This is a genomic window from Marinomonas gallaica, assembly GCF_001639745.1.
Classification (GTDB): Bacteria; Pseudomonadota; Gammaproteobacteria; order Pseudomonadales; family Marinomonadaceae; genus Marinomonas; species Marinomonas gallaica.
On sequence record NZ_LTAX01000026.1, the window covers coordinates 15,182 to 40,408 of the forward strand.

Below are 25,227 nucleotides of genomic sequence, written 5' to 3' on the forward strand. Positions count from 1 at the left end.
TTCGTTTATAATCAACCACTTTTTGATGTGCTAGGCAATATTTACGCTATGTGTATGCAATGCTTACTTGTGTGCCCCAGCTTTGCCATTTGTTCAGTGAAGCCAAAAGCAAAACGTCATCAGGCGCATGACGTAGCCCACTTTGAAGGCTCTCCATAAATTTACCCATGCGACCCTGCTGCCAATATTGAGTAAGATGAGAAAACAAATAGTAATCGGTCAATTCCGTACATGCTGTTAGGTTCTTTGCACCTATCACAGAGTCAAAATAGGGGTTAGGAGTCTGCCAGTCGCAACCATATAAAGCGACTAACCAATTAATTGGCTCACTGAGATACCACGACTGTCCTACAGGTGTTTGTTTAAGCGTGGTATTAAAAACAGGGTATACGGTAATACGCTGTGTTTCACGAGCCAATCCTTTTGCCCAAAAGCCACCATAAGATGCAGAGCTACTCGCAGGCGTATAAAAACCACACACGTCTAACGCAACCCCCGAAACATGGCGCATCACTCGGGGGTTTTTCATACCAAAAGATGCACTGTCTTCCCACCACCCGTGCTGTGTTAACAATCTAACCACTTTGTTGAGGTGGCGATAATCTACGCCAACGTCTAGATCTTTATCAAAAGGCAATAAATGCCCTTCTCGCTCTAACCCTAAAAGACTGCCTGCGATCGGAAACACCTTAATGCCAGCATCATGACACAATTGCAATATTTGCCACAGAAGCGTCTCATTCTCTACGTAGTTAAAATCACATGCATTAGCCGTACATAAGTTAGATTGATGTGATCTGCTGAGAACGTGCTCCAACGCTAGTCTTTGCCATTTAAGCGCATGTGTCATCAGGCCTTTCCAGCGAGCTACCTCTGCCGCGGCATTGAGGATTTGCCAGTTCCCTCCCATGACCGTTAGCAGTGTTTGGGCATGAGACCAGGCCGCGTTTATTTGCCCTGTAAATAACAGCGTCCTTAATAAAAGCGCCTGAATAGCGTAGTGTTGTGGCATCAACTGAGTTGCTTTATGAGCATAAATTAAAGCCTGTTGATGCCATCCAAGCATATTAAACGCGTTTATTAACAGAAAATAGTGTCGGGCCGAACTCGGCTGACGGTCTAAGGTGCGTTTGCATACTGCAATAAGATCAAGACACTCTGTCTTCGTCATAAATGAGGGACTTTTTCTTTCTTACTGGAAAGTAACGTTGAGTAAAATCGACATGTCAGCTCTAGCCCTTTGTCTAACGTTACTTGGGGTGACCAGCCTAATTTATCGAGCGCTAATGATATATCAGGGCAGCGGCGCTTGGGATCGTCTATCGGTAAATCACGATAGATGATTTCGGAATGGCTATTTGTTAATGCAATCACTTTATGCGCAAGTGCTAACACTGTGATTTCGCTCGGGTTACCAAGATTAATGGGGGCTGAACATTCGGACTGAGCTAATTTTAACAAGCCATCAATGGTATCACTGACAAAACAAAAACTACGCGTTTGTTTTCCTTCACCAAAAACAGTGATCGGTTGGTCATTAAGCGCTTGGTTTATAAAACTGCTTACAACTCGTCCGTCGTTTACCGCCATATTCGGTCCGTAGCTGTTAAATAACCTAGCCACCTTCACGGATACACCCAACTGCCTTTGAAAATCGAAACACAGACTTTCTGCGCAGCGCTTTCCTTCGTCATAACACGACCTAGGGCCAATTGGGTTTACATTACCGTGATAAGTTTCTACTTGTGGCGATTGATCAGGGTCACCGTATACCTCAGATGTCGACGTGAATAATATTGGAATATTGAGTTTGGCCGCCAATTCTAATACGTGTAATGTCCCAATGACCGATGTTTTAGTCGTGCCTATCGGGTCAGCTTGATAGTGAATGGGGGACGCAGGACACGCTAAATGAAATATTCCATCAAGGCTACTCACATCAAATGGCAGTACGATGTCTTGCTGCAAAAAACGATACCGTACATGGGTTTGTAACTGAGCAATATTTGCCAACGACCCTGTTGCTAGGTTATCCATGCCGATAACATAATGCCCCATTTCCAATAAACGCTGAGATAAATGAAACCCTAGGAAACCCGCACCACCAGTGACTAAAAAAGTGCGATTTTTCTCCATTAACGGGAACACCTGTGTCATACCTGATGCCCAGATTTATTTAATGCTTTAGTGACAATCATGATAGCTCTTTGCAATATCTGGTTGAGGTAAGCATGATCTTCACCAAAATAGCTGTGTTGCATGGTTTGCGCCTTCTCTGCCGCTAGAATACCTTGATATGCTTGTTTAGCAGACAAACTTGCTCCCGTTTGCATGATTTTGGCAATGGCTTGTATCTCAGATACGGTTAACTCGGGATAATATAAACTTAATAGTCGAACCCTTAAAGGCGTTTTGTCTTGATTTATTCGCGGCGTATTTGCACTGATATTTCCTTCATGACGAAAATATTCGACCAGTTGATCCGGCATATTGTAGAAGGTAGCGCCCGCTTCGACCATCCGTAAATAAAACTCAAAGTCGTCGTCACCACGACGTTCGGCACTGTAATTGAGATTATGCTGCCGCATAAACGCCTTTCGAATCATGACAGTAGGATGTACAAAAGCACAGTCCATCATTAGCAATAACGCCTTTAATTGCGCGTCCCCGCTCAGCATATCCATGCGAACGCTTGTGTCTGAAAACACTTTCGTCGCTTGCCCTCCTACCAGAGTGATGTCTGGGTGCTGATCTAAAAATTCAGTTTGCAATGCCAACCGCCTCGGCGCGGCTCGATCGTCTGAATCCATAACAGCAATGTACTCCCCCTTTGCCGCATCATTTCCCAATGCTCGCGCCAATCCTTGACCACCATTGCTCGGAAGTGACAATAAACGAACCCTATTGTCGCACTTTGCATAATGCTCAACTACTTTTATCGTGCCGTCCTGTGATCCATCGTCCACAACGATTAGCTCAAAGTCCTCGTAACTTTGCGCCAGAATACTGTCGATCGCTCTTGATACTTGATGCACTCGATTATAAACAGGCATCACAACACTTACTTTTGGCGTATGATCGATTTTATTCATCCTTCTATTTCCTATTTTCCTTACACTGAACGTTACTGCGGATACTTGTAGTAAAGGCTCTCTATTACTGTCATATGCCACGATGCTTTTGGATTACCGCTAAAATGGCAACTCATTAGAGTCGCCTAATCAACGCTCGACGATTAAGGTTTTGCCCTCCTTTATCTAACGTCGGGGCAACTTCACTTAGTCTATCAAGACACTCAAACAGCATGAGTTTTCCCAAATCATCCACACTCCAACTGGAACAAATACATAGATCGATAATAAAAAACCCCCGACTCCGAAGAGACGAGGGTTTTGTATCGGATGATACTAGGTATCAGTAAGATTAAACTTTAAGTCACCCAACCTTAAGCCATAATAAAGTCGGAGGTGGCTACAGTATCACCCGTTACGACACCCAAAATTTGAATACTGTCTCCTGAATTATCAATGTCTCCGTTTCCGGCATCAGTTACGACATATACACCAAATGTCCCAGCATTATCACTGGATTCAACAACGACGAACCAAGATTCACTATTAGCCGGTACAGAGTTATTAAACTGATCATTAAGTGCCTGAAGTACTAGCCCGCCATTAGTTAAATTCGCCTCTGATACGCCTGAATTCGAAGAGTTCATAAAGATGGCTTCGGCGACAGACAAGTCCACCGTTTCAGACGCAGATGTATTATCATCAGTTGCAGAAACCCAAGTAAAACTAGTATCGACAGTCACATCATCTAGCTGAGTTTGCAAGGCGCCATCAATCTCGATTCGGTCTTCACCTGATAAAAAGCCAGTAATGATGTCTGTTCCGTCGCTAGCCGCAGAGTAAACTATTGTATCTACTGCATTATCAGCATCTGTCAAATCAATAATGTCCGCACCAGCACCGCCAGTGATAATATCAGCACCTGCACCGCCAGTGATGGTATCTGCATCCGCACCGCCAGTGATGGTATCTGCACCGGTGTTACCTGTGATGGTTAATGCTTCTGTTTGTGCACTGAAATCATACGCAGCATCGCCAGTATTTGTGATTTCAACGGTTTCAACATTCAGAAGATCAGCATCCAATAGGTTTGCCGCAGAAACAGCTGAATCGAAACGTACCGTATCGTTATCTGCACCACCGTCGATTGTGTCAGTGTCTTGCGCCACAAGGATGTCATCGCCCGCACCGCCAGTGATGGTATCTGCACCCGCACCGCCAGTGATGGTATCTGCACCGGTGTTACCTGTGATGGTTAATGCTTCTGTTTGTGCACTGAAATCATACGCAGCATCGCCAGTATTTGTGATTTCAACGGTTTCAACATTCAGAAGATCACCATTCGATAGGTTTGCCGAAGTAACCGCGGCTCCGAAGCGTACCGTATCGTTATCTGCACCACCGTCGATCGTGTCAGTGTCTTGCGCCACAATGATGTCATCGCCAGCGCCGCCATTGATTGTGTTAACAGAAGTGTCACCTGTCAGCGTATCAGCACCATCAGAGCCAATAATGTTCTCAAAGTTTACATAAGCATCTGTTGTACTAGTTAGATCAATTGTAACGGGGCCAGTTTGACCAGCCGCCGTAATAGTGTCGCTGTCCGCTCCACCATCCACAGAATCAGTAGCAATATCATCCGCGTCAAAAGTTACCGTATCATTACCAGCACCAGCGTCAATAGAGTCCGCACCTGCGCCGCCGTCAATAGTGTCATTACCATTACCAGCATTAATTATATCATCACCGGAACCTGTGGTAATGCTATCGTCACGGTCATCACCAGTGGCTGTAATGACCATCGTTGCGTTCGCCGCAGAAAGGTTTAACTGACTACCAAGCCCCGAAAACACTTCAACACCTGAGGTAAATGCAGTGTTAGCATTCACACCTAGCGTAAGGCTGAAGTAACCGGTAAAAAATGAATTACCACCAGCACCTGACACCTTTTCAATGCCTGTCATATTAGCAAAAGCCGCATCCGTCACAGTAACGTTTGCACCACCACCAATTGTCTGAGCTCCAAAGTTTCCATTGTAAAAACTCACTTCATCTGTTCCCAAGCCACCATTTACTTGGACTTTTGAGGCAAATGTACCGATATTATCGCCTTGGACCTGCAACACATCATCGCCATCGTTCAAGTTATAAATGTAGGAAGCGTTGCCAACTACAAGGACCGTGTCAGCATTGTTAGTGCCTTCAATGGTCAATTGATCGGATACATCTGTACTTAAACTGTATTGACCTGAGCTTGACCCCGTAATCAACTGCAATTCACTGAGTGATAAGGTCGCTGCATCATCATCAAAGTTAATCGCGGTGCCTGCTGAGCCTAAGGATATCCCTGTAAACAGTACTTCTTCACCGTCTAGATCACTGCCGCTGTCTGAAATAGTAATGGATTCTGCATTCACTAAGATTTCTCGAGTACCTGTAGGGTTGTTTACATTGGCCGCCAACAGGTTTTCTAGCGTGTCTTCAATCGAGTAGTTGTTAGTCAGATCATTCGTTTTAGTCGCCTCAGCAAGTGTGTAGTCAGCGTTGTCATAGATCTGTGTACTGTCATTTTTCGACGTCAGCAAGTTTTCAATGGCAGCATCCCACTCCGCTGAGCCTACCAATGGGAAGTTAATTGAGGCGCCAAAGTCGAGCGTACCCAACAAGGTCGCTGTATTGGTATCAAAATCGCCCGTTGTGTTGTTGTTTGCAGACGTTAGGTAGAAGACTTTGTATTCCCCTACATTCGCATCGTTTTCAACCATTACAATGTGCTTTTGAACATCGCCAACTAAGTTAGCTGTAGACGCAACAGCATCTAATGTTCCATCGACAATACCGCCTACTGAGGTGCCGCCGTTTAGCGCGGCAACAAGGTTAGAGGCCGTCAAATCTGACCAAGCAAGTGTGCCCGCTGTGTTATCAAAATTCAGCATGTTGACAGAGTTAGCTAACGCCGTACCTGTACTTGCCGCAGAACCGGTAAGCTGAGCATTGGTATTTAATGTTACCGCTATGGATTCTTCAGAGAAGTTATTTCCGTTACTGACCGAATCGTCTGTGCGATTGTCTAGGTAATGTGTAAAGTCAATGGCATGGTTGCCCACTTCCGTCTGATTAGCCACATCGTTTGGCGAGATGTCATGGAAGTTAACAACAGTAACCTTACCAAAAGTTTGGTTGATCTCTAGTACGTTTGCACTGTCTTCGTGAGAATGCATTACCACCAGATCGTTGCTGCCATTGCCAACATTGATCACTGAATAGCTGATACCAATGTTTGAATCGCTAGAACCACCGTCCGCGTAGGCTAAGTAATCCGCCCCCGTAGTACCAGTATTATCGATGTTGCCATCAATCGTTGCCAGCGCTGTAACAACGTCTGCTGCCGCCGCTGATGAACCATTTGGAACCGTAACCCCAGTTTGGATCAAACCTTGCAATACAGAGCTTACGTCCGATGTTGACAAGATTACTTGACCTGCACCAACCGTTGAACCACTTGCCAATACTTCTGGCTGAGCAATGTCAATACGCAAGTCATTTAAACCACCAACTAGTGATGTAATGGTTACTTGCTGTGTGCCGTCTTGTTTTGTCAGTTCAAGCAACTTAGACAATTCTGGGCTGTCTTCGATAGCCGCCGCTAGCGCTGTATTGATGTCCAGCTGAGTGGCTTTAAAGTTATTGGCAGACGTTGTGTTAATGCTAACCGTGCTTTCAAGGCCAGCAAACGTGAGCGTCAACTCCGCTTTGTACAGTACGCGTTCAGCAAACGTTTGCATGCCACTGTCATCGCCAACTGTCCAAGAGCCTGTCGATGCATCACCGTTCTCATCAACAGAGTTGACGCGAACGAAGTCACTGCCTTCGCCTGTGGCCACATAGAACTTACCGTAAGCATCCAAGTCCACTTCATCCGCACCAGAACCGGTGTTAATGCGTAGGTTTTGCAGTTCGTTTGATGTTTGTTGAGACAGACCCGCTTGATCTTCACCCATCACAACTTGAACTTTATCGTCGTTTGAGCCCGTAGAAATCGTTAGACTCGTATTCACATCGTCTACCGCATCGCCTTGAACGGTAACAATTACTTCATCACTGCCCGTACCGGTTGCGTAGTTGTATACACCTTCAGCATCCGCCGTAATGTTTGCGTTAAAGTACACATCACCACCGCCCGCTGCGTTTAGCGTATTTACATCTTGTGCAGCGTATTCTTGACCGATGTTCAGGTCTCCAAGGAAGCTGTTTGCATTGATGGTATCAAGCGTTCCGCCGAAAGGAGATTCGTCATTCGTTGTGCCCGCTAAGTCTTGGCCACGAACTGTCAAAGCGGCATACGTATCACCATCAACAAACGCTGCATCCGTTACGATGTTTACCGTACGTAGCGCACCATTAGTAGACATGATTGAACCAAGGTTAGATGGCTTGTCTTCGTTACCTAATACAGAGATGTTGAATACTTCAATACCGTCTGCTTGGTCAACGTCTGTGTCGCCATTCAAGTTTTGGTCTTTACCACCGATGATTAGGTTGCCACCTTCACCGTCACGACCTACTTTTTCCAGCTCTACCTTGATAGAGATTGGGTCGTTGCTTACTTGGCTTTGTGCATTGAAACGGCCGTAAAGGTCGTATTCACCGATTGCATCTTCTACTTGGCTGTAACCGATTGGCGTTACAACAGAACCGTCGCCAGTCGTTAGAACGATCGCAGGGATATCAACAGAACGCTCACCGCTGTCAAGGAACGTGAAGTCAGTGATGGTTGGGTCAAGTGTTAGTGTTGTGCCTGCTGGAACAGTGCCCGCAGCAATTAATTCTGCTAAACCTGCTTGAAGGGCTGCAACGAAACCAGCGTGCGTACCCGCTGTCGCCGCTTCAGGTGCATCAAGGTCGATAATAGTCGCGCCGCCGTCTAGGCTGAAACGGATACCGTCAACGTTGATGTTGTTTAGCAAATCAGGGTTGTTTGCAAGGTTTGCGTCTTCGTCAAGAAGGAAGTAGAACGCTTGCGCTTCAGATGTTTGACCAGATACTAGGTAATCTTCATCGAAGTAAACTGCTAAGTCCGACGCATCTTGGTCAGAGTTAAAGTTATCTGTGTGAACCATCGTTACTGTTAGATCACCTGTGTTGCGTAGGTTACCGTCAGATTCTAGAGTTGTTAGGTTCTCGATTACTAGATCGCCGTCTGAGAAGCTAGAACCGATTTTGTCGATATCGGTCATGCTCTTCGCATCAAGGGTCACGCCACTTGTGTTGGCTGCTAAATCTCGAGCTTGGAGCTCAATAATTTCAATATTGGAGGTTGTTGGTTGTACGTCGATGCGGTTCTGTACGTCAGCTGTTGCGCCAAAAAATTCAGGTACAAGCTCTGCATACAACGTGTCGATGCCACCCTGTCCATCCAAACGGTCGGCAGACGACAATGTATTGGATACACCACCAGCAAACGAATTTTGTGATAGATAAGCTTCAAACATATCGTTGCTAGACGTACCAACGAAGTCTGCACCACGGTCTGTTCCTGCCGTCAGCTCAAACACGTTTTCGTCGTTGCCAGTATTACCGAAAAGAGAGCCTGTGTTAATCGCAGTAATCTTCGCATCAACTGTCGCTGAATCTGCTGAAATGCCGTCTGTTACTGAACGCATTTGCTCTAAAGAAAGACCTGAGTACTCTCCATTCAAAGCAAAGTATTCTGCTACTTCTACTTTGTTGTTCAGTTGCGCAACCGCATCCCCCCAATCCGCGTCATCTTCAGGCACGGCTGCCAAAGCTTGAATGGCTTGAAAAACAGCTTGGCCTCGCGTAGCACCCGCGTCCATTAGACCTGCGACAAATTGTGCCCCTTCCGCTTTTAGCGCTTCAGCGACGTTGTCACCAAGAATGTTTTCGACAAATCGCTCTGCAAACTCTTGTGATGTTAGATAAGTCCCGTACAAAGATGAAAACTCTGCAGAGTTACCAAGGTTGTAAGCATAACCTTCCAAGGTTGCGCCGTTATCCAATCCTGTTGCAAGTTCAGACAGCAAATCAGAGGTTGGTGCGCCATCAAACATGCCTACTAAAAGGGTAAGCAATTCCGTACGCTGGTTTTGACTAATAGCCATTAACTAATCTCCTTGATCAAATTTTTTACTAAACTCTGCAGTTTAAAATCAGCTTGTCAGTTTAGTGTGTTTTTGTACATGATTACGCCAACCACATCGCATAACAACTTAAAATACGAATTATGGCTCTTAAGTATGACAACTTTATGTAGCGAATGCTTTTTCACTTTTACAATTCTATTACCATATTTACACGGTATGGTGTGACAATAATCACATTAACACAATAATTACACTATTTTATTTTCTTCAGCACTTTGCGCAGCCAACGTAAAGGTTGTGTTATTCGCCAAGAGTGTGATTGGTGCATTTGCTCTAAAGTACTCTCTAATTCGTGAATGCGTTGTTGCGACTGAGTCATCAATTGCTGGTCTTTTTGGCGCTCTTTTTCGGCTGCCATCAAGACTTGTGTCGTTCGACTTAGGCCACTCGTCTCGCAAAATCGTTTAAACTCACTTTTGTCTACTGTATAAAATGCTTCAGCATAATGAACTTCCATACCTAACGTATAAGACCGAAATTTATTGAGTCCTCGAATTTGTTCCGCGTAATCTTGTACTTGTAGTTGCGATGCAAATTGGTTCATGGCCAACCATTTTAGTTCTTGGCACTGCGTAATATCTTCTAAGCAGTTAGGTACCAAAGGTACACCCACTTCATAAAACGCTATACGCCTCACCGAATCCAGTCGCTTAGCTAAAGAAAGGCCAAGTTCTGATGTTGCCCTGTGGTCTCGATGCATTTCCCATATAGAAGGCACTACAAGGGTCGTGGGCATCCAGCTTTGAAGACGCTCAAACAAAAGTTCTTCTATATCTTTATCATTCAACAATGCGCCATCTTGACGTCCAAAAAATTCTGGCTCGGGTAAATTTAAAACTTTAGCCGCAGCCCGAGACTCATTGGCTCGTAACGCTATTTTGTTTGAGCGTTTGATGTCTCTACTTTCTTCTAGACATTCATCTGGAAGCACACCAGATGTTATTATGAATGCTTGGACTCGCTTGCCTTCATTTGACCATTTTCTCGCACTACCTCCGCAACCAAACACTTCATCATCTGGATGAGGCGCTAAAATAGCGATTCGATTACCAATCACAGCAGAGGTAACTTCATAAGGCGTAAAATGGCGCTCAAACATATAAACACCTAACCTTATATACACGCATTAATGGGCTCCTATCTAAAATCACTATCCCCCCCCATTAACCACCAATTACCTTTGGATTTTGCAAGGTGCTCGGGCTCATCAAGGGCATTCCCAGGAACAAAAACTTCTGTGGTTTCAACCGTTGAATCGTCTGTCTCAAGCCAGCTATATACATTTCCTGATAGCCAGCTAAACACACTCTGACGGCCCGTTTGAAATGCCTGATGACGTGCCGCATCCAACACTTTACCACTGTTTTTTCGCGCACAAATAAAATCCAGAAGCTCCATATGATCGGCTTCTGGGTGATCTTTCAGTACGATCAATCCTATATATTCTTGCGGTCTTTCTGAGCCCAATACAAACCAAACTTGATAACTGTCCATAGGTTTTTCTAAAAACCGAAAACGCATCCAGTCTTGATCACGCACTCCCACAAGATAGCTGCCTAAATAAGGTTTCATTTGCTGCCACAAAACATCTACTTTATCACCTAACCCTGACTCCCCAGTCCAAGCAACAAGCTGACACTGACTTTTCTTTGCTGGCCATTTTGCCTCTAAAATTCGGTCTGTAGCTTTATATAAGTTTTGCCGTTCACCAACGCGTAGGTGCCGTCTATTTGGAAAGCCGAATCCAAATGAAAACTCTCGATCAAGACCTATTTTCTCCGTTAGGAATCCATAAACACTTCTATAAAATGGTCCCGTTTTCGTTAATACTCCACGTTGACGTTTATCCACCATCACGTCACCTAACTGAGCCAGCATAGCAAGCTGGCCTTTTACCATGCCACGCCTTGGTGCCCCACCACAGAAACCAACAACCTCATCTCCTTCTGATACAACATAACCAGGGCTTTTGGCATATTTGTACTTCCAGTGCCAGATTTCTTCATGTAATGGTTGCTTAAACGTATCTTGAAAAAGCCTCTTGATACTTTCAAAATCTTTTGTGGCACTTGCCTCACGAACCTGCCAACGCTCACTTGGTTTGCGATCTTTAACTATCGCATCATCTTTGAGCAGCTTAGACGTTTGAGGGCAACTCCATACATGTGGTAACACTACCACTCCTCGCTCTTGACCTTCCTGCGTAACGTGCAATGTTAATGCTGGGTCTGCTTCATCATGTAAAAAAAGGCCGCGCTCGCAAAACAACAGAACTCCTACATAGTAGGTACCTTTTAAAAGAGGCAATTTGGGGAAGGATACTTGTATGTTCCCCATCCCATGATCATCAATACTGGGCGCTTGCCCCGATATCCAGGCCGCACAACTGGATATCAGTTGACCTGATGCACTATGGATAGCGATTGCTACTTGAGGAACTTCTTCTTGTAACGTTGATTTAAACTGAATATCTATTGTAACGTCAGATTGCCCACTAATAACATTAAGTACATCACCAGACTGACCGCCAGTAGAGGAGTCAATGCGAACAATACGTGCAGATTGCCCTACGGGCGCTTTAATCACATCCTCTGGCGCGCTCAATTCTTGAGCCTGGCGCTCCCTTTTTTCAATATCTGTTGGTTTTGCATCTGGATTCACGTTCAAACAATCTAAAAATGCCTGATAGTCCGCTAAAACTGCCGCAGGTTTGCCTTCTTTAATTAACTCGCCTTTTTCAATCCAAATTGCTTTCGAGCAAAGTACTTCGATTTGATATAACGAGTGAGAACAAAATAAAATGGTGGCACCACGCTCTTTCATAGACATAATGCGCTCAAAGGAGCGTCGAGCAAAGTCACCATCACCGACAGAGAGCGCTTCATCAATGATCAATATATCCGGCTCAACGCTTGTGGCAACAGAAAAAGCCAGCCGAACATACATGCCACTTGAGTAGGTCGAAACAGGTTGATCTATGAATCCACCAACTCCCGAAAACTCGATTATATCATCCAGCTTTTGATCAATTTCCTTACGGGATACCCCCATAATAGAAGCCGATAAGAATATATTTTCTCGCCCCGTAAATTGAGGATTAAAGCCCGCTCCTAGCTCTAATAGTGCAGCAATTCGGCCTTGAATATGAACGTGCCCTGTCGATGGCGTAAGTGTCCCGCAGATTAACTGGAGCAACGTTGACTTGCCGGCGCCATTTCGCCCAACCACACCCAGAACCTCTCCTTTCTTAATCGAAAAGGACAAGGATTTTAAAGCTTGAAACTCTTGAAAATACTGACGCTTGCCTCTGGATAGCATTTGCTTGAGTCTATCTACGGGGGCATCATAAAGGTGGTATGTTTTGGATAACTGATCGACATTTAAGGAAAAATCAGAGGACATCGGCAAAGCCCTTTTTCAATTTATGGAATATTGCTGAGCCTAAAATCATGATCACACCACTTATAATTCCGTATAAGACAAGCCCCCCCCAAAAAGGCCACTCCCCCACCATGACTAAAGCTCTTAATGTTTCAATTGGAAGCACTAGCGGGTTTAGTATCATGAAACCTTGCACTACTGTAGGTAATGCCGAGACTGGATAAAAAATCGGTGATAAAAACATTAACGGCATAAGTACTAACGTAATTATTTGTGTTAAATCACGTAGATAGACCCCTAACGCAGCCAACCCCCAACTTAAACCAAGCAACATTGGTATGCATAAAACAAACAGCACTGGCAAAGCAACGATATGAACACTTAGTTCCATACGCATAAAATAGGCAGCAACTACGAGTACAAGGAGGTTAATCAGGGCAAAAAACAAAGCAGATAAAACATTTACCCAGGCTAATATAGGCAGCGGAAATATCACCTTTTTAACCATGTTAGGTTGATCAGTAATTAAGCTGGATGCTCTACTTAGGACCTCTGAAAATAAATTAAAAACCAGTAACCCAGAAAATATTTGCAATGCGAACTCAATGTTGTTCGCATCTTCATTTCCAGGCCACTTGGCCTTCAGGACAGATTTAAAAACAAATGTATAGACACTCAGCATCAGGATAGGCGTAATAAATACCCAAGCGACGCCTAATATCGATCCTTTAAAGCGCTGAAGAATTTGTCGTCTAGTCAGTTGTATTATCAACTGTATATTGTGCTGCGGCAAAGCGTATTGCCAGAACCATTGAGTAGGTAACATGGAAGCGTCTTTATCCCCTAATACAAAAATGGCGGCTAAGATACCACTGTGCCGTATTTTGCGCAAAGCGAGATAGCATCGCTTGGATTGAACTCTGCTCAACTGCAGCCTATCTTCGCTACTATTCTATCGCTCTCAGTCACGTAGCTCACTTTTCACACTGGCTGGCATTGAGGCTGGTATGTTGGTGTTGAAAAGGCTACCATTTCGCGTTTAATTGGCTGTTTTTTGGTGGATTGTAATGGTGGATATGCCCGCGGTCAGCGTTGTAGTGCGCACAAAGGATCGCCCTGAGTTATTACGGCTAGCTATTGGCTCTGTGCTATCCCAAACATACCGACCTATCGAGTTAGTGGTCGTGAATGATGGCGGTAAAGATGTTGATCATCTACTGACGGCAATAATATCCGACACCCAAGACATTTATCTTAACTATATATCTCATGCTCACAGCCTAGGACGTTCGCAAGCGGCTAATGCCGGTTTTTTAGCCGCGTCGAGCCCTTTTTGCCTTTTCCTAGACGATGACGACTATTTAGATAAAGACCATATTGTAGGGTTAGTCGATGCTCATCAAAAACATTTTTCCGCAGATGAGTTAGGTGTAGTGCACTGTCGAGCTCGGACGGTGTCCACCAATGATAAGGGTGAGCAGAAGATATTGTCTTTTCAGGGACAACCTCTCGTTAAATATCAGTTATTTTATCATAATGTGATGCCTATCTTGACAGTGCTAATCCCCACAAATGTGAGAAAATTAGGCGTACGCTTTGATAACACAATCGACTTATTTGAAGATTGGGATTTTTGGTTACAAGTCGCTCAATTTTGTTCATTTGTTTTTGTCGATCAGACAACCTGTAATTATCTGATTCACACCGAAAGCTCAGGGGTGCGCGAACGTGAAAAGCAACACTTAGCGTATCAAACGATCTATCAAAAATGGTTAACTAAACTAACGCCTAGCATGTTGCATGATATGTTGGCCAGCACTCACCTGTGGCATGATCAATACATAGAAAGCCTACAGGCCAACAATGCTGCCGAGCTCAGCCGAATTGGGGATCTGCATTCTTTCGCCCTGGACACAATCGCTCAGAAAGACCGCGATATTGAGCATTTGACGCATTTATATAAAACAGTAGAACATGAGCTTATTACCCTTAGACACACCCAAAAAAGTGCACACGAGTCGTTAGAGGGCATTAAAAAACGTAGCCTAATGTATCGACTAAATCGTTTATATCACGGGTTGTTTAAGTAACCACCACTTACCTTACTAGCTCATTAGAATTGAGGAATTCATGAACCATCCTATTGATGTCATTATACCAGTCTATCGCGGTCTTCAAGATGTGATAGACTGCCTTGACAGTGTTAAGTTGTCACAAAACACATGCGCTTTTGAGCTTATTGTTATTGATGATTGTTCACCTGAACCTGAGGTCAGTCAGTTATTACAAGACCGCGCTGCTGCGGGCGATTTTACGCTGTTGGTGAACCATGAGAATCTGGGGTTTGTAGCGACGGTTAACCGCGGTATGCAACTACATCCTGAGCGCGATGTACTACTGCTGAATAGCGACACTCTGGTAGCCAATGATTGGCTCGATCGCATCGCAAGTGCCGCTTACGCTGATGACAAAGTGGCGACAGTTACGCCTTTCTCTAACAATGCCACTATCTGTAGCTATCCTACTTTCTGTCAAGACAACACCTTACCTTCAAACACACCACTGACAGTACTTGATCGTCTGTTTTCTGAAGCAAATAGCGGTACGGCTGTAGATGTACCCACTGGCGTGGGTTTTTGTATGTATATTCGCCGCGCCTGCTTGGTCGAAATAGGGTATTTTGATGTTGAAACCTTCGGTAAAGGCTATGGTGAAGAAAACGATTTTTGTCAGCGCGCGATTAAGGCTGGCTGGAAAAACCGTTTTGCACTGGATACATTTGTGCAACATACAGGCAATGTAAGTTTTGGTGATGAGCACAATGAATTAAAACACGGCGCTTTGGGCAAGTTGGTTAAGCATCATCCTTTTTACGAACGAGACGTTCACCGGCATCTAGCCGAAGACCCTGCACGCAATGCACGCGTAAAAACATGGCTTGCTTCGTTAATTGCAGGCACTCAACCCATTGTTGTTCACGTCAGCCATAACCGTGGCGGTGGTACATTGCGTTTTGTCGAAGAGCTAAACAAGGCGATTGAACAACAGGCTTATTCATTGTTGCTGATGCCAAGCCTTGAAAAGCCTGGTCATCTGGCGCTGACTACCGTTTCCGCTAGTATGGATGGCTCAGCACCTCAAGAGAGTGAATATACGTTGTATTTTGATGTACATACTCAACAACATACGCTCTTTGACGTGCTTAAGCAGTTGCCAATCGCGGGCTTTCATTTTCACCATATGGTCGATGTACCAACGTGGGTCATGGATCTTCCAAAACGACTAGCTCGTCCATGGTTAGTTTCACTACACGATTATTATTATTTGTGTGAATCTATCTCTCTTACTGGCGCTCAAGATCGTTTTGTGGGCGATAAAGCTATTACACCAAACAATGAATGGTCATCGAAGTTCTCATCTCTGCTTAACGGCGCAACCTGTTGTATTGCCCCTAGCAACTCATGCAATGAGTTTTATTATCAAGGCTTTCCAAATGCCAACATCATGACCGTTTATCATGAAAATGGACGTCACCTAGAACACGCAAAGTTCCCTGTTACGGACATTAAGTGCGAAACGGGACGACCATTAAAAGTGATTATTATTGGTGCCTTAAGCAAGATTAAAGGAGCCGATTTAGTAGAAGATGTGGCAACGCTTTGTGCTACTCATAATATCAATGTTGAATTTGAATTATTGGGCTATGCTTACCGTGATTTGCGTGAGAAGCCACGCAGTACATTATCAGTATATGGCCGCTATAACGAGTCTGAACTTGCCGATCTATTAGCGCAGCGTAAAGCGGCTGATGAGGCCGATTTGGTATGGTTCACGGCATTATGGCCTGAAACCTACAGCTATACGTTAAGCAGCGCAATTGAGGCTGGTTTGCCGGTAGTGGTACCTAATATTGGCGCTTTTCCTGAGCGGATTTATCAGCGACCGAATAGTTGGGTAATGCCATGGGACAGTTCAGCCATGTCATTTGCATCTTTATTTAAACAGTTGCTAAATGAGGGCGGGCGCGGCCTAGACTTAGCCAAAATGCACAGTAACACGCCTCCCGCTAAGCAGCTCGTAGATTATCGTGAAGGCTATACTGCACTATTGGGCATGAATGATGCTGATGTAGAGAACTTATTGACAGTTAGATCTATTGATAGCGATCAGCTACAGCACTGGCTCACTATTACTACACCTTGTGTTAACAGAGATTTGAGTTTTTCCGCTAGTGCGCGAATGCAGTTATTGAAGGTACTGTATCATTTGAAGACAGCACCTATACTAAGAGAACTGGCTCGATTTGTTCCCACTGGTTTACAGCGACGTATAAAGCAGAGGTTATCCCGATAGGCATGTTAATCAGCGGGAGGCTAGCCGTCTCCCGCCTCAAATAATGCTCTGAGTGACTTTTCATCTAGCACTAACAATCTAGTGGTTCCGTCACGCTTGACTACCTCTTGGGTTTGAAGTGTTTGAAAAACTCGCGTTACAGTTTCGCGACTTAAATTCAGCATAATACCCAACTCTTGATGGGTGGGCGGGTAAGCAATAACACCTTCTCGCCGATTTAGTGAATCCTGCTCTTCCAACATCATCCAAAGCTGTCCACATACTCTTGCAACGGTACTAGACAGACCTAGTAAGGCTCTTTGTGCAGAAAGTTTGCGTACACGTGTCGCCATACGTGTAAATAAACTCTCAACCATTTGATGGCTACCCTGTATGGCTGTTCGTACAGCACTAACAGGCATTAAAATTATTTGAGACTTAGACAGTGCAATAACACTTTCGGGTTGCCCTTGTTTGTCATACAGACCTAGTTCACCACAAAAGTCTCCAGGCTCGACAAAGTAAAGACCAACCTCTCGTCCATCAAGAGTGAAATCTACACCTTGAAGGCGCCCTTCAAATAAGAAGCATAAATAATCTGATGCCACACCGCCATTGATAACAACAGCACGCCGACTAACACTTTTAATGGATGATTGCTGAGCTAACTGCTCAAGCTCTTGCTCAGATAAGCTTTGCAGCATAGGAAAGCGTTTTAGCAACTCAACAGTCACAGCCATATCGATGTCCATTGTAGTTGACGATCATATTGCAACACATTCACTACTTCTTTATACAAGGGTAACTTTTTCACTATCTAACCTGAACGACGCACATTTAACCTGAATTCTTATCCACATACCAGTTTGCGCGGCACAATTTTGCCCACAGGCAGGCCGCGCGATGCCTACTGTGGATATCTTCATTTTCGATTAACTACGCTCTTAAACGCTTGTAAGGATTCGAAAACGTGTGACTGTGGTCACTTCACTTCAACTTTAGGCGCGTATTATTTACGCTAACTTTAAAATTATTTCTATGAGTTGCTTTATTTAAAGACTCAAAGGTGGATTCAACCATGCATCTGTTTAGCCTTATCAAATTCTATGCCAAGTCTTGCATTGTTGGTATTTCATTGCTATGCGCTTCGGTGCAAGCAGCGCCTAACATGAATGCGGGCACGGTTACTTTTACACTTGGTAAAGCCTACTTAAACGATAAGATTATCAATGTCGGCACAGAGGTAAACCAAGGTGATGTCATTGAAACTCTTAGCAATGGCCACGTCCATATTCGATTCATTGACAATGGTTTGGTCAGTATTCGTCCTAGCAGTAAATTGTTAATCGAGCATTACAGCTATAATGCGAAGGCTCCGGCTGAATCTGTGATTAAGTTCAATTTGGAAGAAGGCGTTATACGCTCTATTTCTGGTACTGGCGCAAAGTCCGCACGTGATAAATTCCGACTTAATACCCCTATTGCAGCTATTGGTGTCCGAGGTACAGATTTTGTTGTCAAAGCTTCAAATGAATTAGTGCAAGCTATTGTAAACGAGGGGGCTATTGCTGTGGCCGCCTTCTCAAGCCAATGCGATGCCAAGGCATTTGGTCCTTGTTCTAATTCAGTTGAGCTTAACGATTCATCTAAACAGTTACTTGAGCTAGACGCGATTTACAACAAACCACGATTAATTCCCCTCTCTGCCTCTGGTGCGGCTGCACTTTTGAAATCGGAAATCAATGCTCGTCAGAAAGAGTCTGATGAGTCAGACGATACAAACAGCTCTGACGATACAAACAGCTCTGACGATACAAACAGCTCTGACGATACAAACAGCTCTGACGATACAAACAGCTCTGATGCGCAAACAGAGACTAATATTGACGAAATCGTTATCAGTGACCCAAACAAACGAGATGAGTTTAAGTCTCCATTTTCTAAAAATATGTCTGACTCAGAAATAAAAGATATTATTGCAGATCACGTTGCTGTAAATAGCGATCAATTTACCGATGCTCCACCAACAAAATTAGCTTGGGGGCGCTTTTCTGGGTTTGGTGACACCTACAAAGATTCAGTTAAAGATACACTCATCACTAGTATTAATGATGCCGCGGCAGGTCGAGACAATAAACCTGTGGCCTTTTCTCTCGGTGTTGCCAATGGTTTCCCAAGCGCTACCGCTTTATTTCGTACTAAATCTGATCAAACTGCGATTGATCGAAGTTTAGGTAAAGTGGACTTTGATCTACAAGTTAGCCAAGTCAATCTTTATGGCCAAAATGGCGATGTTAAACCTATGACTATTAAAGATAGTTTCCTATCTGTGGATTTCACAAAAGGTAGTTTTAGTACAGGCTTAACATTAGACAGTGAGGTTACGTCAAATGTAGGCTTTAATGCCAATGGAACGATTGACGACAATGGACAGTTATTTATTTCAGGACCAGGAAAATCTGAGCACTTTAGTGGTGCGACGACTCTTGAGGGAGATGAAGCTGGTTATCTTTTTTATAAGGAAATTGAATCAGGGATGATCGAAGGCGCCACTATTTGGACTAATTAAACAGTTACCAATATGAAATACTTTTTTGGCAAAACGATGACATCATCTAATTCAGCTTTAAGTAAAAACTATGTTCGTTTGCCGTTCTTATTTGGCTTACTAACGATCGCTCTCTTAATAACGGTTTTTTTCAGCTTCACGTTCTCTAACCTAAGTTACGAATATGATGAGAAAGGTGGATCGTTATTATGGAGTCTTCTACCAGAGCAAGAACGAGAAGAGCGTATCGTAATCGTTGCTATTGACGAGCAAAGTTTATCTGAAGTCAGCGCTTGGCCTTGGCCTCGTAGCACTATGGCAGAACTGTCTAATCGCCTTGCTGAATATGGTGCGTCATTACAAATGTTTGATGTTGTTTTTCCTGAAAGTAAAATTGGTGATGCTAACTTCTCAAAAGCATTAAATGAAAATAATGGGGTGCTTGCTCAAGTTCCCATTTTCGACAAACAAACTGTCCTGAAAAGTGGCCAGCTCGGGGGCGCATTAACATCTAGTAACTGTGAATTCCCAATCCCTAAAGCCGTTAGTTACCTTGCTAATACGGCCTTACTAAGCGGTCATGAAATAGGTCACATTACCCCTATAGTAGATGCTGATGGTATGATCAGAAAACAGCCTCCATTGGTTTGTATTGATGGTCGCGTCTATCCTTCTCTAGCTTTACAAGGATTGCTTAGCAGCCTTGGTAAGAAAAGTGTTAGTGTCTCAATACGGCATGATAATAGCCTTTTCTCTTCTGCCCACAAAGTCGAGATTGACTCGTACTTTGGTTTGTCTATCCCTATAGATCAGCAGGGCAATATGCGACTCTCTTATCGTCAGAGTCCAGATAGCTTTCAAGTAGTTTCAGCCGCAAATGTTTTAAACGGTACAGCACCAAGTCAATTATTAGAAAATGCTTGGGTATTAGTCGGTGCTACTGCATTCGGCTTGGGGGATGTTGTTCCAACACCTCATAGCGGAATGTCCCCTGGTGTTGAGCTTCAAGCTCGCTTACTGAGTAATCTATTAGATGGCCGGACGCCGTACACGCCTAGTTATGCTCTTTATCTAAAGCTTTTTTGTGGCATCCTAGCCGCTGCTATCTTGATCTTATTAGCTCAAGCACCTAGCAGAGTATCCTCTTATTCGTTGCCTTGTGCTGCGTTACTATTGCCATTGGGGTCTTGGTTACTTCATAGCTACTTTTTAAGTTATGATATTTGGCTAGGTTGGTTTGATGTTGCACTCTTCTGCCTAATTGCCAGTACTCTTTTTGTGCTAGCAGACCATCAACTTGTACGTCATCAGCATTTACGTGTTTTTAGCCATCTTAGTAGTTATCTACCAAAGTCTGTTGCGCAAACACTGCTTCATAAGAGTCCTACCGGTGCGATAGAGGCCAGCAGACACGATTTAGTACTTCTTTGTGCCGACTTGCGTAACTTTTCGGCGTATGAAGAAAGTCGCCCTCCTGAAGAAGCGGCCGCTCTATTACATTTCTTCTTTGTGGAATCGACTCGCATCATAGAGTCCTTAGGCGGGCAAATTGAGGAATACAAAGGTGATTCATTATTGGCAAGCTGGTCGGGCAGCGAAAGCCAAGGTGCTACGAGAAGTGCTCTGAACGCGGCAGCAGAATTACAAGAAATGCTCACAAAAATAATTCCATCTCGCCCACCAAAAGGCTTAGAACCCCTAGCATTGGGAGTTGCGATTGAGCGTGGCCCAACATTAGTTGGTTCTATAGGCCCCGTTAATCGCCGACATCATACTCTTTTAGGTGATACTGTTACGATCGTTTTGCGTATACAAGAGATGACTCAAGACTTAGCTCAACCTATATTAATAGGTGAATGTGCGGCTAGAGACCTAACTGGAAGAGAGCTTGAGTCCCAAGGCTCTTTCCTACTTGATGGACTAACTACTCCTCATGTATTATTCGCTCCTCAGTCTCACCATGTCGACCCTCTAATGGATAAAGAAGGCAGTAGGGTGCTACGCATAGTGTAAATGAGATAATATTTGCCCTTCACTGGTTTATTTTGGAAGCCTCATCAATAACAACAAGGATGCTGTAACGGCTTATTTATAGATGAAGAACACCTTTGCAATTCTTGTCGTTATTACAATGGGCCTGCTATCGTCTTCTAGTATTGCTCAACCGGATTCAGATAATACTAGTGAATGTATTGTACCAAGCAATTTGTCTACTACTCTCGCTAAATCAGACTGGAAAAAGTTACATGATTTTTTATATCCGCAGTTTGAAAATTGCTTAGATCGCAGTGACTACTTCGCCTTATATGGTGCTTCTTTGCTCTATCTTGGCGATACAAACACAGCCATTGAAATGTTAGAACGTGCTCTATTAATTGATCCATACAATGGTTCTGCAAAAGTTGATTACGCTCAAGCTCTTTATCAGAGTGGTGAGCTTATTTCAGCACTTCAAACGAATGGCGAGTTATTACAAGAAACATCCATTCCGCCAGCTTTATATACTGCTTTACAGCGCAGACAAGACCAATGGGAACAACAAAAGAATCTTTGGCGAAGCCAGTTTTCATATTTATATGGACACAGCTCTAACTTGAACAATGCGACTTACATTGAAAATTATGAGCAAACCTACCAAGGTTACAATATTATAAGACCTATTTTAGGATCCTCACGCCCGCAATCCGGTGGGTATCATAATTTTAGGTTTACAGCACAATACTTTACTTTGTTAGCGGAAGGGATTTCACTTCTAACAATTTCCAGTCAATCAAGAAAGAGTAAGATAGACAGCGTCGATACCGATGCATTTTCAATGTATTACGGGAAAAATATTGAAGGACGAACTTTAAATCACCGTTGGCAAATAGGTTTAGAGCATGTTCGACTAGGCGATGAAGGGCTTTATTCTTCTTTCGAAGGTAACTACACCCTTACCCCGAGAGACTCCGTAAGTCATGTGAAATTTGAACTGGGCCATACTCATTTCAATGGAGATCACTCTTTAGATGATATCTCATTTAGCATTAAGCCTGGCGTGACCTATTCAATTGGAACACATCAGCTAGGGGCAGAAATTAGCTTAGGATTAAATGCTAGCCTAGAGGAACGTGCTGGTGGTAATCGAACTATTAAAAAAGCCGCAATTTTTTACGACCTTCCAGTATTAAATGGGCGTTTAATGTCAAAATTTAGCGTTACTGCTACACGAGATAGAGAAGGCTTTAGCCCTGCTTTAGCTAATAATGAAACTCGTAACACCGATTATTGGTCAGCTGAACTACAGTATATTTACCCTATCTCTGAAAACTTCACTATTCAATCAAGTTATTATTATCGAGATCAAGACAGCAATATTGAAATATTTAAAACAAAAAATGAAAGTATCGATTTTGGATTTAACTATAGATTTTAAGAAAATCTCAACATAACACAGAAAAAATAACACTTTATTTTTAATGATTAAAAATGACTTATATTAAAAAAGCAAAATCAATACTTGAAAGAGAAAAATGGATTTATGCAACTTTCTCAGGGATAGTAGTACTGTATATATTCTATTCCTATATTTCCCAAGAACCGACACCTTTTCCAGAAATATATATAAAAACAGTTTACATAGCAGCAACCATAACATTATCACTTTCATCAATTATATACTTCTTTTATTTGGTTATTAAAAAAGAGAGAAGACCTTTAGAAAAATTCAAGTTAGTTTTAAAAATCCCTTTCTCAAATCCTTTAGAAAGCCTAAACCTCTTAATAATATTATCTTTAATATCGGTTATATTCTCAATATACACTACTATTAAATTGGCTATACCAAAAAATATTTTTTTTTATCTTGACCCATACTTAATCAATTTAGACAGAACAATACACTTTGGCATTGATCCTTGGAAGATAACTCACTACCTTTTTTCATCACCTTTATTTAGTGCAGTCATTAATCTATTTTATAATCTTTGGTTTTTTGTATGCTGGATTTTTCTTGTTGTTTTTTCATGTTTATACAATATGAAAGAGCTAAGAAATACCACACTTATCTCTTTTTTACTTTGCTGGATAATCAATGGCAGCATTTCAGCCACATTGCTTTCCTCTGTTGGTCCCTGCTTCTATGACCTTCTTTATGAAGGAAGCCATCAGTTTAGCGAGCTAATGCAAATACTCAATCAGCAAAACATGTATCTTAAGAAAGAGGGTTACTTTCTGGGAGTTTGGTCTCTTAATACTCAAAACATGCTTTGGGAAAGCTATATATCCCAATCAAGTGAATTTGGGTCTGGCATTTCAGCAATGCCGAGCATGCATGTATCTATGGCTACTCTTATGGCGCTCGCAACTTATTCATTAAAAAAATGGATAGGCTTAGTTTTTTGGCTATATATGATTATCATAATGATCGGATCAGTGCATTTAGGTTGGCATTATGCTTTGGATGGATATGTTGGGGCACTCATGACAACCGGCATTTGGTTTTCCGTCGCCAAACTATCGAAAAAACGCTATAACAGTACGAGGAGTCTAGATTGAATAAAGCATTTATTATATAATTTTTGGAAAAATTTAATCAATAGGATTTGATTGTTTTGAAATTTATATTAAGATCTGCACTTACTCCAATTCAAAGAGACATCACTCTTTATGCTTTAGCTTTAACAGCCGTCTCTTACCAGTTTCTCCTATATTATAAATTCGAAAGCATCAATATAGAGTTAAACCTATATCGAGATTCGTTTATCTTTGGGTTAATATCAACTTTTTTCCTTTCTTCTTTTTTTATGTATATATATTTAATAGTGAAGAGAGAAAAAAGACCATTAAAGGTATATTTAAATTACTCATTACTTCCTTTTAAACATTGGAACGAAACTTTAAATTTTTTATTTTTATCAATTTCTGTATCAATAATTTTTTCGGTATATACTAGCGTAAAATACTCTATTCCAGAGATAATTCCTTTTTACTTAGACCCATACTTAGTAGAATTAGATCAGTTCATTTTTTGGGGATTTTCGGCATGGAAAATCACCCACTCAATATTCTCTACTCCACTGGCAACAGGAGTTATAAACTTTTTTTATAATATTTGGTTTTTCATTATATGGATTTTTTTAATATCTTTCATGTGCTGTGTAAAACACAACCAAATAAGAAAACAAGTCATTCTTAGTTTCTTATTATGCTGGATAATAAATGGTAACATTGCTGCATTACTTTTTTCATCAGTAGGCCCATGTTTTTACGATCTAGCTTACGAGACCTCTAGCCCTTACACTGAATTAATGCTTCTTTTAAAACAACAAAATACCTTTCTTATAGAGCAAGACAGTTTATTTCGTGTCTGGGCATTAACTTTGCAAGATGTATTATGGGAAAGCTATACGAACAGAACAAGTGGAATTGGTAAAGGCATTTCTGCTCTTCCAAGCATGCATGTCTCAATGACATGTTTAATAGCAATAGCGGTCTATAGCTTAAACAAAAACTGGGGCATCCTCGCTTGGTTATATGCCTTAATTATTATGATTGGCTCGGTTCATCTAGGGTGGCATTACGCTGCTGACGGCATTGTCGCTGTACTATTAACTTCGGCAATCTGGTACTTTGTTAAGAGATATACAACAAAGACAAATGAATTTAAGTAGTCGTCCCTGAATAATGGCGTTTTTAGTCTAAAATGCCATTTCATTTTCTAGTCTTCGCGGCAATAAGGCTTGTATCAACT

At 42.7% G+C, this 25,227-nt stretch carries 15 protein-coding genes; 7 read left to right on the forward strand and 8 right to left on the reverse strand.

Annotation, left to right across the window (positions count from 1 at the left end):
* Positions 1-46 precede the first annotated feature (46 nt).
* From AYW76_RS16765 to AYW76_RS16795, 7 genes are all read right to left on the reverse strand, one after another.
* Positions 47-1,171 carry a LicD family protein gene (locus tag AYW76_RS16765; RefSeq protein WP_067223322.1) on the reverse strand — a complete coding sequence of 375 codons (1,125 nt, stop codon included), beginning with the start codon at positions 1,169-1,171 and terminating at the stop codon, positions 47-49.
* Positions 1,168-2,157: a UDP-glucuronic acid decarboxylase family protein gene (locus tag AYW76_RS16770; RefSeq protein WP_231872644.1), complete on the reverse strand. Its 990-nt coding sequence runs from the start codon at positions 2,155-2,157 to the stop codon at positions 1,168-1,170. Before AYW76_RS16770 ends, AYW76_RS16765 begins: the two co-directional genes overlap by 4 nt.
* Positions 2,154-3,092, reverse strand: a complete 939-nt coding sequence (locus AYW76_RS16775) for a glycosyltransferase family 2 protein (protein WP_067223329.1) — start codon at positions 3,090-3,092, stop codon at positions 2,154-2,156. Before AYW76_RS16775 ends, AYW76_RS16770 begins: the two co-directional genes overlap by 4 nt.
* 353 nt (positions 3,093-3,445) lie before the next feature.
* Positions 3,446-9,193 (reverse strand): beta strand repeat-containing protein, encoded by a 5,748-nt coding sequence (locus AYW76_RS16780; RefSeq protein WP_067223332.1) that lies wholly within the window; start codon positions 9,191-9,193, stop codon positions 3,446-3,448.
* A gap of 235 nt (positions 9,194-9,428) precedes the next feature.
* On the reverse strand, positions 9,429-10,334 hold the full coding sequence (locus tag AYW76_RS16785) for a PIG-L deacetylase family protein (RefSeq protein WP_067223337.1): 906 nt from the start codon (positions 10,332-10,334) through the stop codon (positions 9,429-9,431).
* Between the two features lie 38 nt (positions 10,335-10,372).
* A complete protein-coding gene (locus AYW76_RS16790; protein ID WP_067223340.1) occupies positions 10,373-12,637 on the reverse strand; it encodes a GNAT family N-acetyltransferase in 2,265 nt (754 codons plus the stop codon).
* Positions 12,627-13,442: an ABC transporter permease gene (locus tag AYW76_RS16795; protein WP_067223341.1), complete on the reverse strand. Its 816-nt coding sequence runs from the start codon at positions 13,440-13,442 to the stop codon at positions 12,627-12,629. The genes AYW76_RS16790 and AYW76_RS16795 overlap by 11 nt, the downstream gene beginning before the upstream one ends.
* Positions 13,443-13,683: 241 nt before the next feature.
* On the opposite strand from AYW76_RS16795, the gene AYW76_RS16800 reads away from it, so the two are divergent.
* The gene (locus tag AYW76_RS16800; protein WP_067223342.1) at positions 13,684-14,706 is read left to right on the forward strand and encodes a glycosyltransferase family 2 protein; all 1,023 of its coding nucleotides are present in this window, start codon (positions 13,684-13,686) and stop codon (positions 14,704-14,706) included.
* A gap of 40 nt (positions 14,707-14,746) precedes the next feature.
* On the forward strand, positions 14,747-16,969 hold the full coding sequence (locus AYW76_RS16805) for a glycosyltransferase (RefSeq protein WP_067223343.1): 2,223 nt from the start codon (positions 14,747-14,749) through the stop codon (positions 16,967-16,969).
* 20 nt (positions 16,970-16,989) lie between these two features.
* Here the strand turns inward: AYW76_RS16805 and AYW76_RS16810 are convergent, their stop codons facing one another.
* The gene (locus AYW76_RS16810) at positions 16,990-17,688 is read right to left on the reverse strand and encodes a Crp/Fnr family transcriptional regulator (protein ID WP_067223344.1); all 699 of its coding nucleotides are present in this window, start codon (positions 17,686-17,688) and stop codon (positions 16,990-16,992) included.
* A gap of 338 nt (positions 17,689-18,026) precedes the next feature.
* On the opposite strand from AYW76_RS16810, the gene AYW76_RS16815 reads away from it, so the two are divergent.
* The 5 genes from AYW76_RS16815 to AYW76_RS16835 all read left to right on the forward strand — a co-directional run bounded on the left by AYW76_RS16815 (position 18,027) and on the right by AYW76_RS16835 (position 25,147).
* Positions 18,027-19,517 carry a FecR family protein gene (locus tag AYW76_RS16815; RefSeq protein WP_067223348.1) on the forward strand — a complete coding sequence of 497 codons (1,491 nt, stop codon included), beginning with the start codon at positions 18,027-18,029 and terminating at the stop codon, positions 19,515-19,517.
* 36 nt (positions 19,518-19,553) lie between these two features.
* Positions 19,554-21,509 (forward strand): CHASE2 domain-containing protein, encoded by a 1,956-nt coding sequence (locus AYW76_RS16820; RefSeq protein ID WP_197467847.1) that lies wholly within the window; start codon positions 19,554-19,556, stop codon positions 21,507-21,509.
* Positions 21,510-21,591: 82 nt separating this feature from the next.
* Positions 21,592-22,911 (forward strand): tetratricopeptide repeat protein, encoded by a 1,320-nt coding sequence (locus AYW76_RS16825; protein ID WP_067223354.1) that lies wholly within the window; start codon positions 21,592-21,594, stop codon positions 22,909-22,911.
* Positions 22,912-22,964: 53 nt separating this feature from the next.
* Positions 22,965-24,032 (forward strand): phosphatase PAP2 family protein, encoded by a 1,068-nt coding sequence (locus tag AYW76_RS16830; protein WP_082866285.1) that lies wholly within the window; start codon positions 22,965-22,967, stop codon positions 24,030-24,032.
* A 56-nt stretch (positions 24,033-24,088) separates the two neighbouring features.
* On the forward strand, positions 24,089-25,147 hold the full coding sequence (locus AYW76_RS16835; protein WP_067223357.1) for a phosphatase PAP2 family protein: 1,059 nt from the start codon (positions 24,089-24,091) through the stop codon (positions 25,145-25,147).
* The last annotated feature ends 80 nt before the right edge of the window (positions 25,148-25,227 follow it).

What these genes read in the sequence shown, in the direction of transcription:
- AYW76_RS16770 (WP_231872644.1), bottom strand. Translation starts at nt 2,157, where the DNA reads ATGACACAGGTGTTCCCGTTAATGGAGAAAAATCGCACTTTTTTAGTC.
- AYW76_RS16775 (WP_067223329.1), bottom strand. Translation starts at nt 3,092, where the DNA reads ATGAATAAAATCGATCATACGCCAAAAGTAAGTGTTGTGATGCCTGTT.
- AYW76_RS16765 (WP_067223322.1), bottom strand. Translation starts at nt 1,171, where the DNA reads ATGACGAAGACAGAGTGTCTTGATCTTATTGCAGTATGCAAACGCACC.
- AYW76_RS16785 (WP_067223337.1), bottom strand. Translation starts at nt 10,334, where the DNA reads ATGTTTGAGCGCCATTTTACGCCTTATGAAGTTACCTCTGCTGTGATT.
- AYW76_RS16815 (WP_067223348.1), top strand. Translation starts at nt 18,027, where the DNA reads ATGCATCTGTTTAGCCTTATCAAATTCTATGCCAAGTCTTGCATTGTT.
- AYW76_RS16830 (WP_082866285.1), top strand. Translation starts at nt 22,965, where the DNA reads ATGACTTATATTAAAAAAGCAAAATCAATACTTGAAAGAGAAAAATGG.
- AYW76_RS16820 (WP_197467847.1), top strand. Translation starts at nt 19,554, where the DNA reads ATGACATCATCTAATTCAGCTTTAAGTAAAAACTATGTTCGTTTGCCG.
- AYW76_RS16795 (WP_067223341.1), bottom strand. Translation starts at nt 13,442, where the DNA reads ATGTTACCTACTCAATGGTTCTGGCAATACGCTTTGCCGCAGCACAAT.
- AYW76_RS16805 (WP_067223343.1), top strand. Translation starts at nt 14,747, where the DNA reads ATGAACCATCCTATTGATGTCATTATACCAGTCTATCGCGGTCTTCAA.
- AYW76_RS16780 (WP_067223332.1), bottom strand. Translation starts at nt 9,193, where the DNA reads ATGGCTATTAGTCAAAACCAGCGTACGGAATTGCTTACCCTTTTAGTA.
- AYW76_RS16810 (WP_067223344.1), bottom strand. Translation starts at nt 17,688, where the DNA reads ATGGCTGTGACTGTTGAGTTGCTAAAACGCTTTCCTATGCTGCAAAGC.
- AYW76_RS16825 (WP_067223354.1), top strand. Translation starts at nt 21,592, where the DNA reads ATGAAGAACACCTTTGCAATTCTTGTCGTTATTACAATGGGCCTGCTA.
- AYW76_RS16790 (WP_067223340.1), bottom strand. Translation starts at nt 12,637, where the DNA reads ATGTCCTCTGATTTTTCCTTAAATGTCGATCAGTTATCCAAAACATAC.
- AYW76_RS16800 (WP_067223342.1), top strand. Translation starts at nt 13,684, where the DNA reads ATGGTGGATATGCCCGCGGTCAGCGTTGTAGTGCGCACAAAGGATCGC.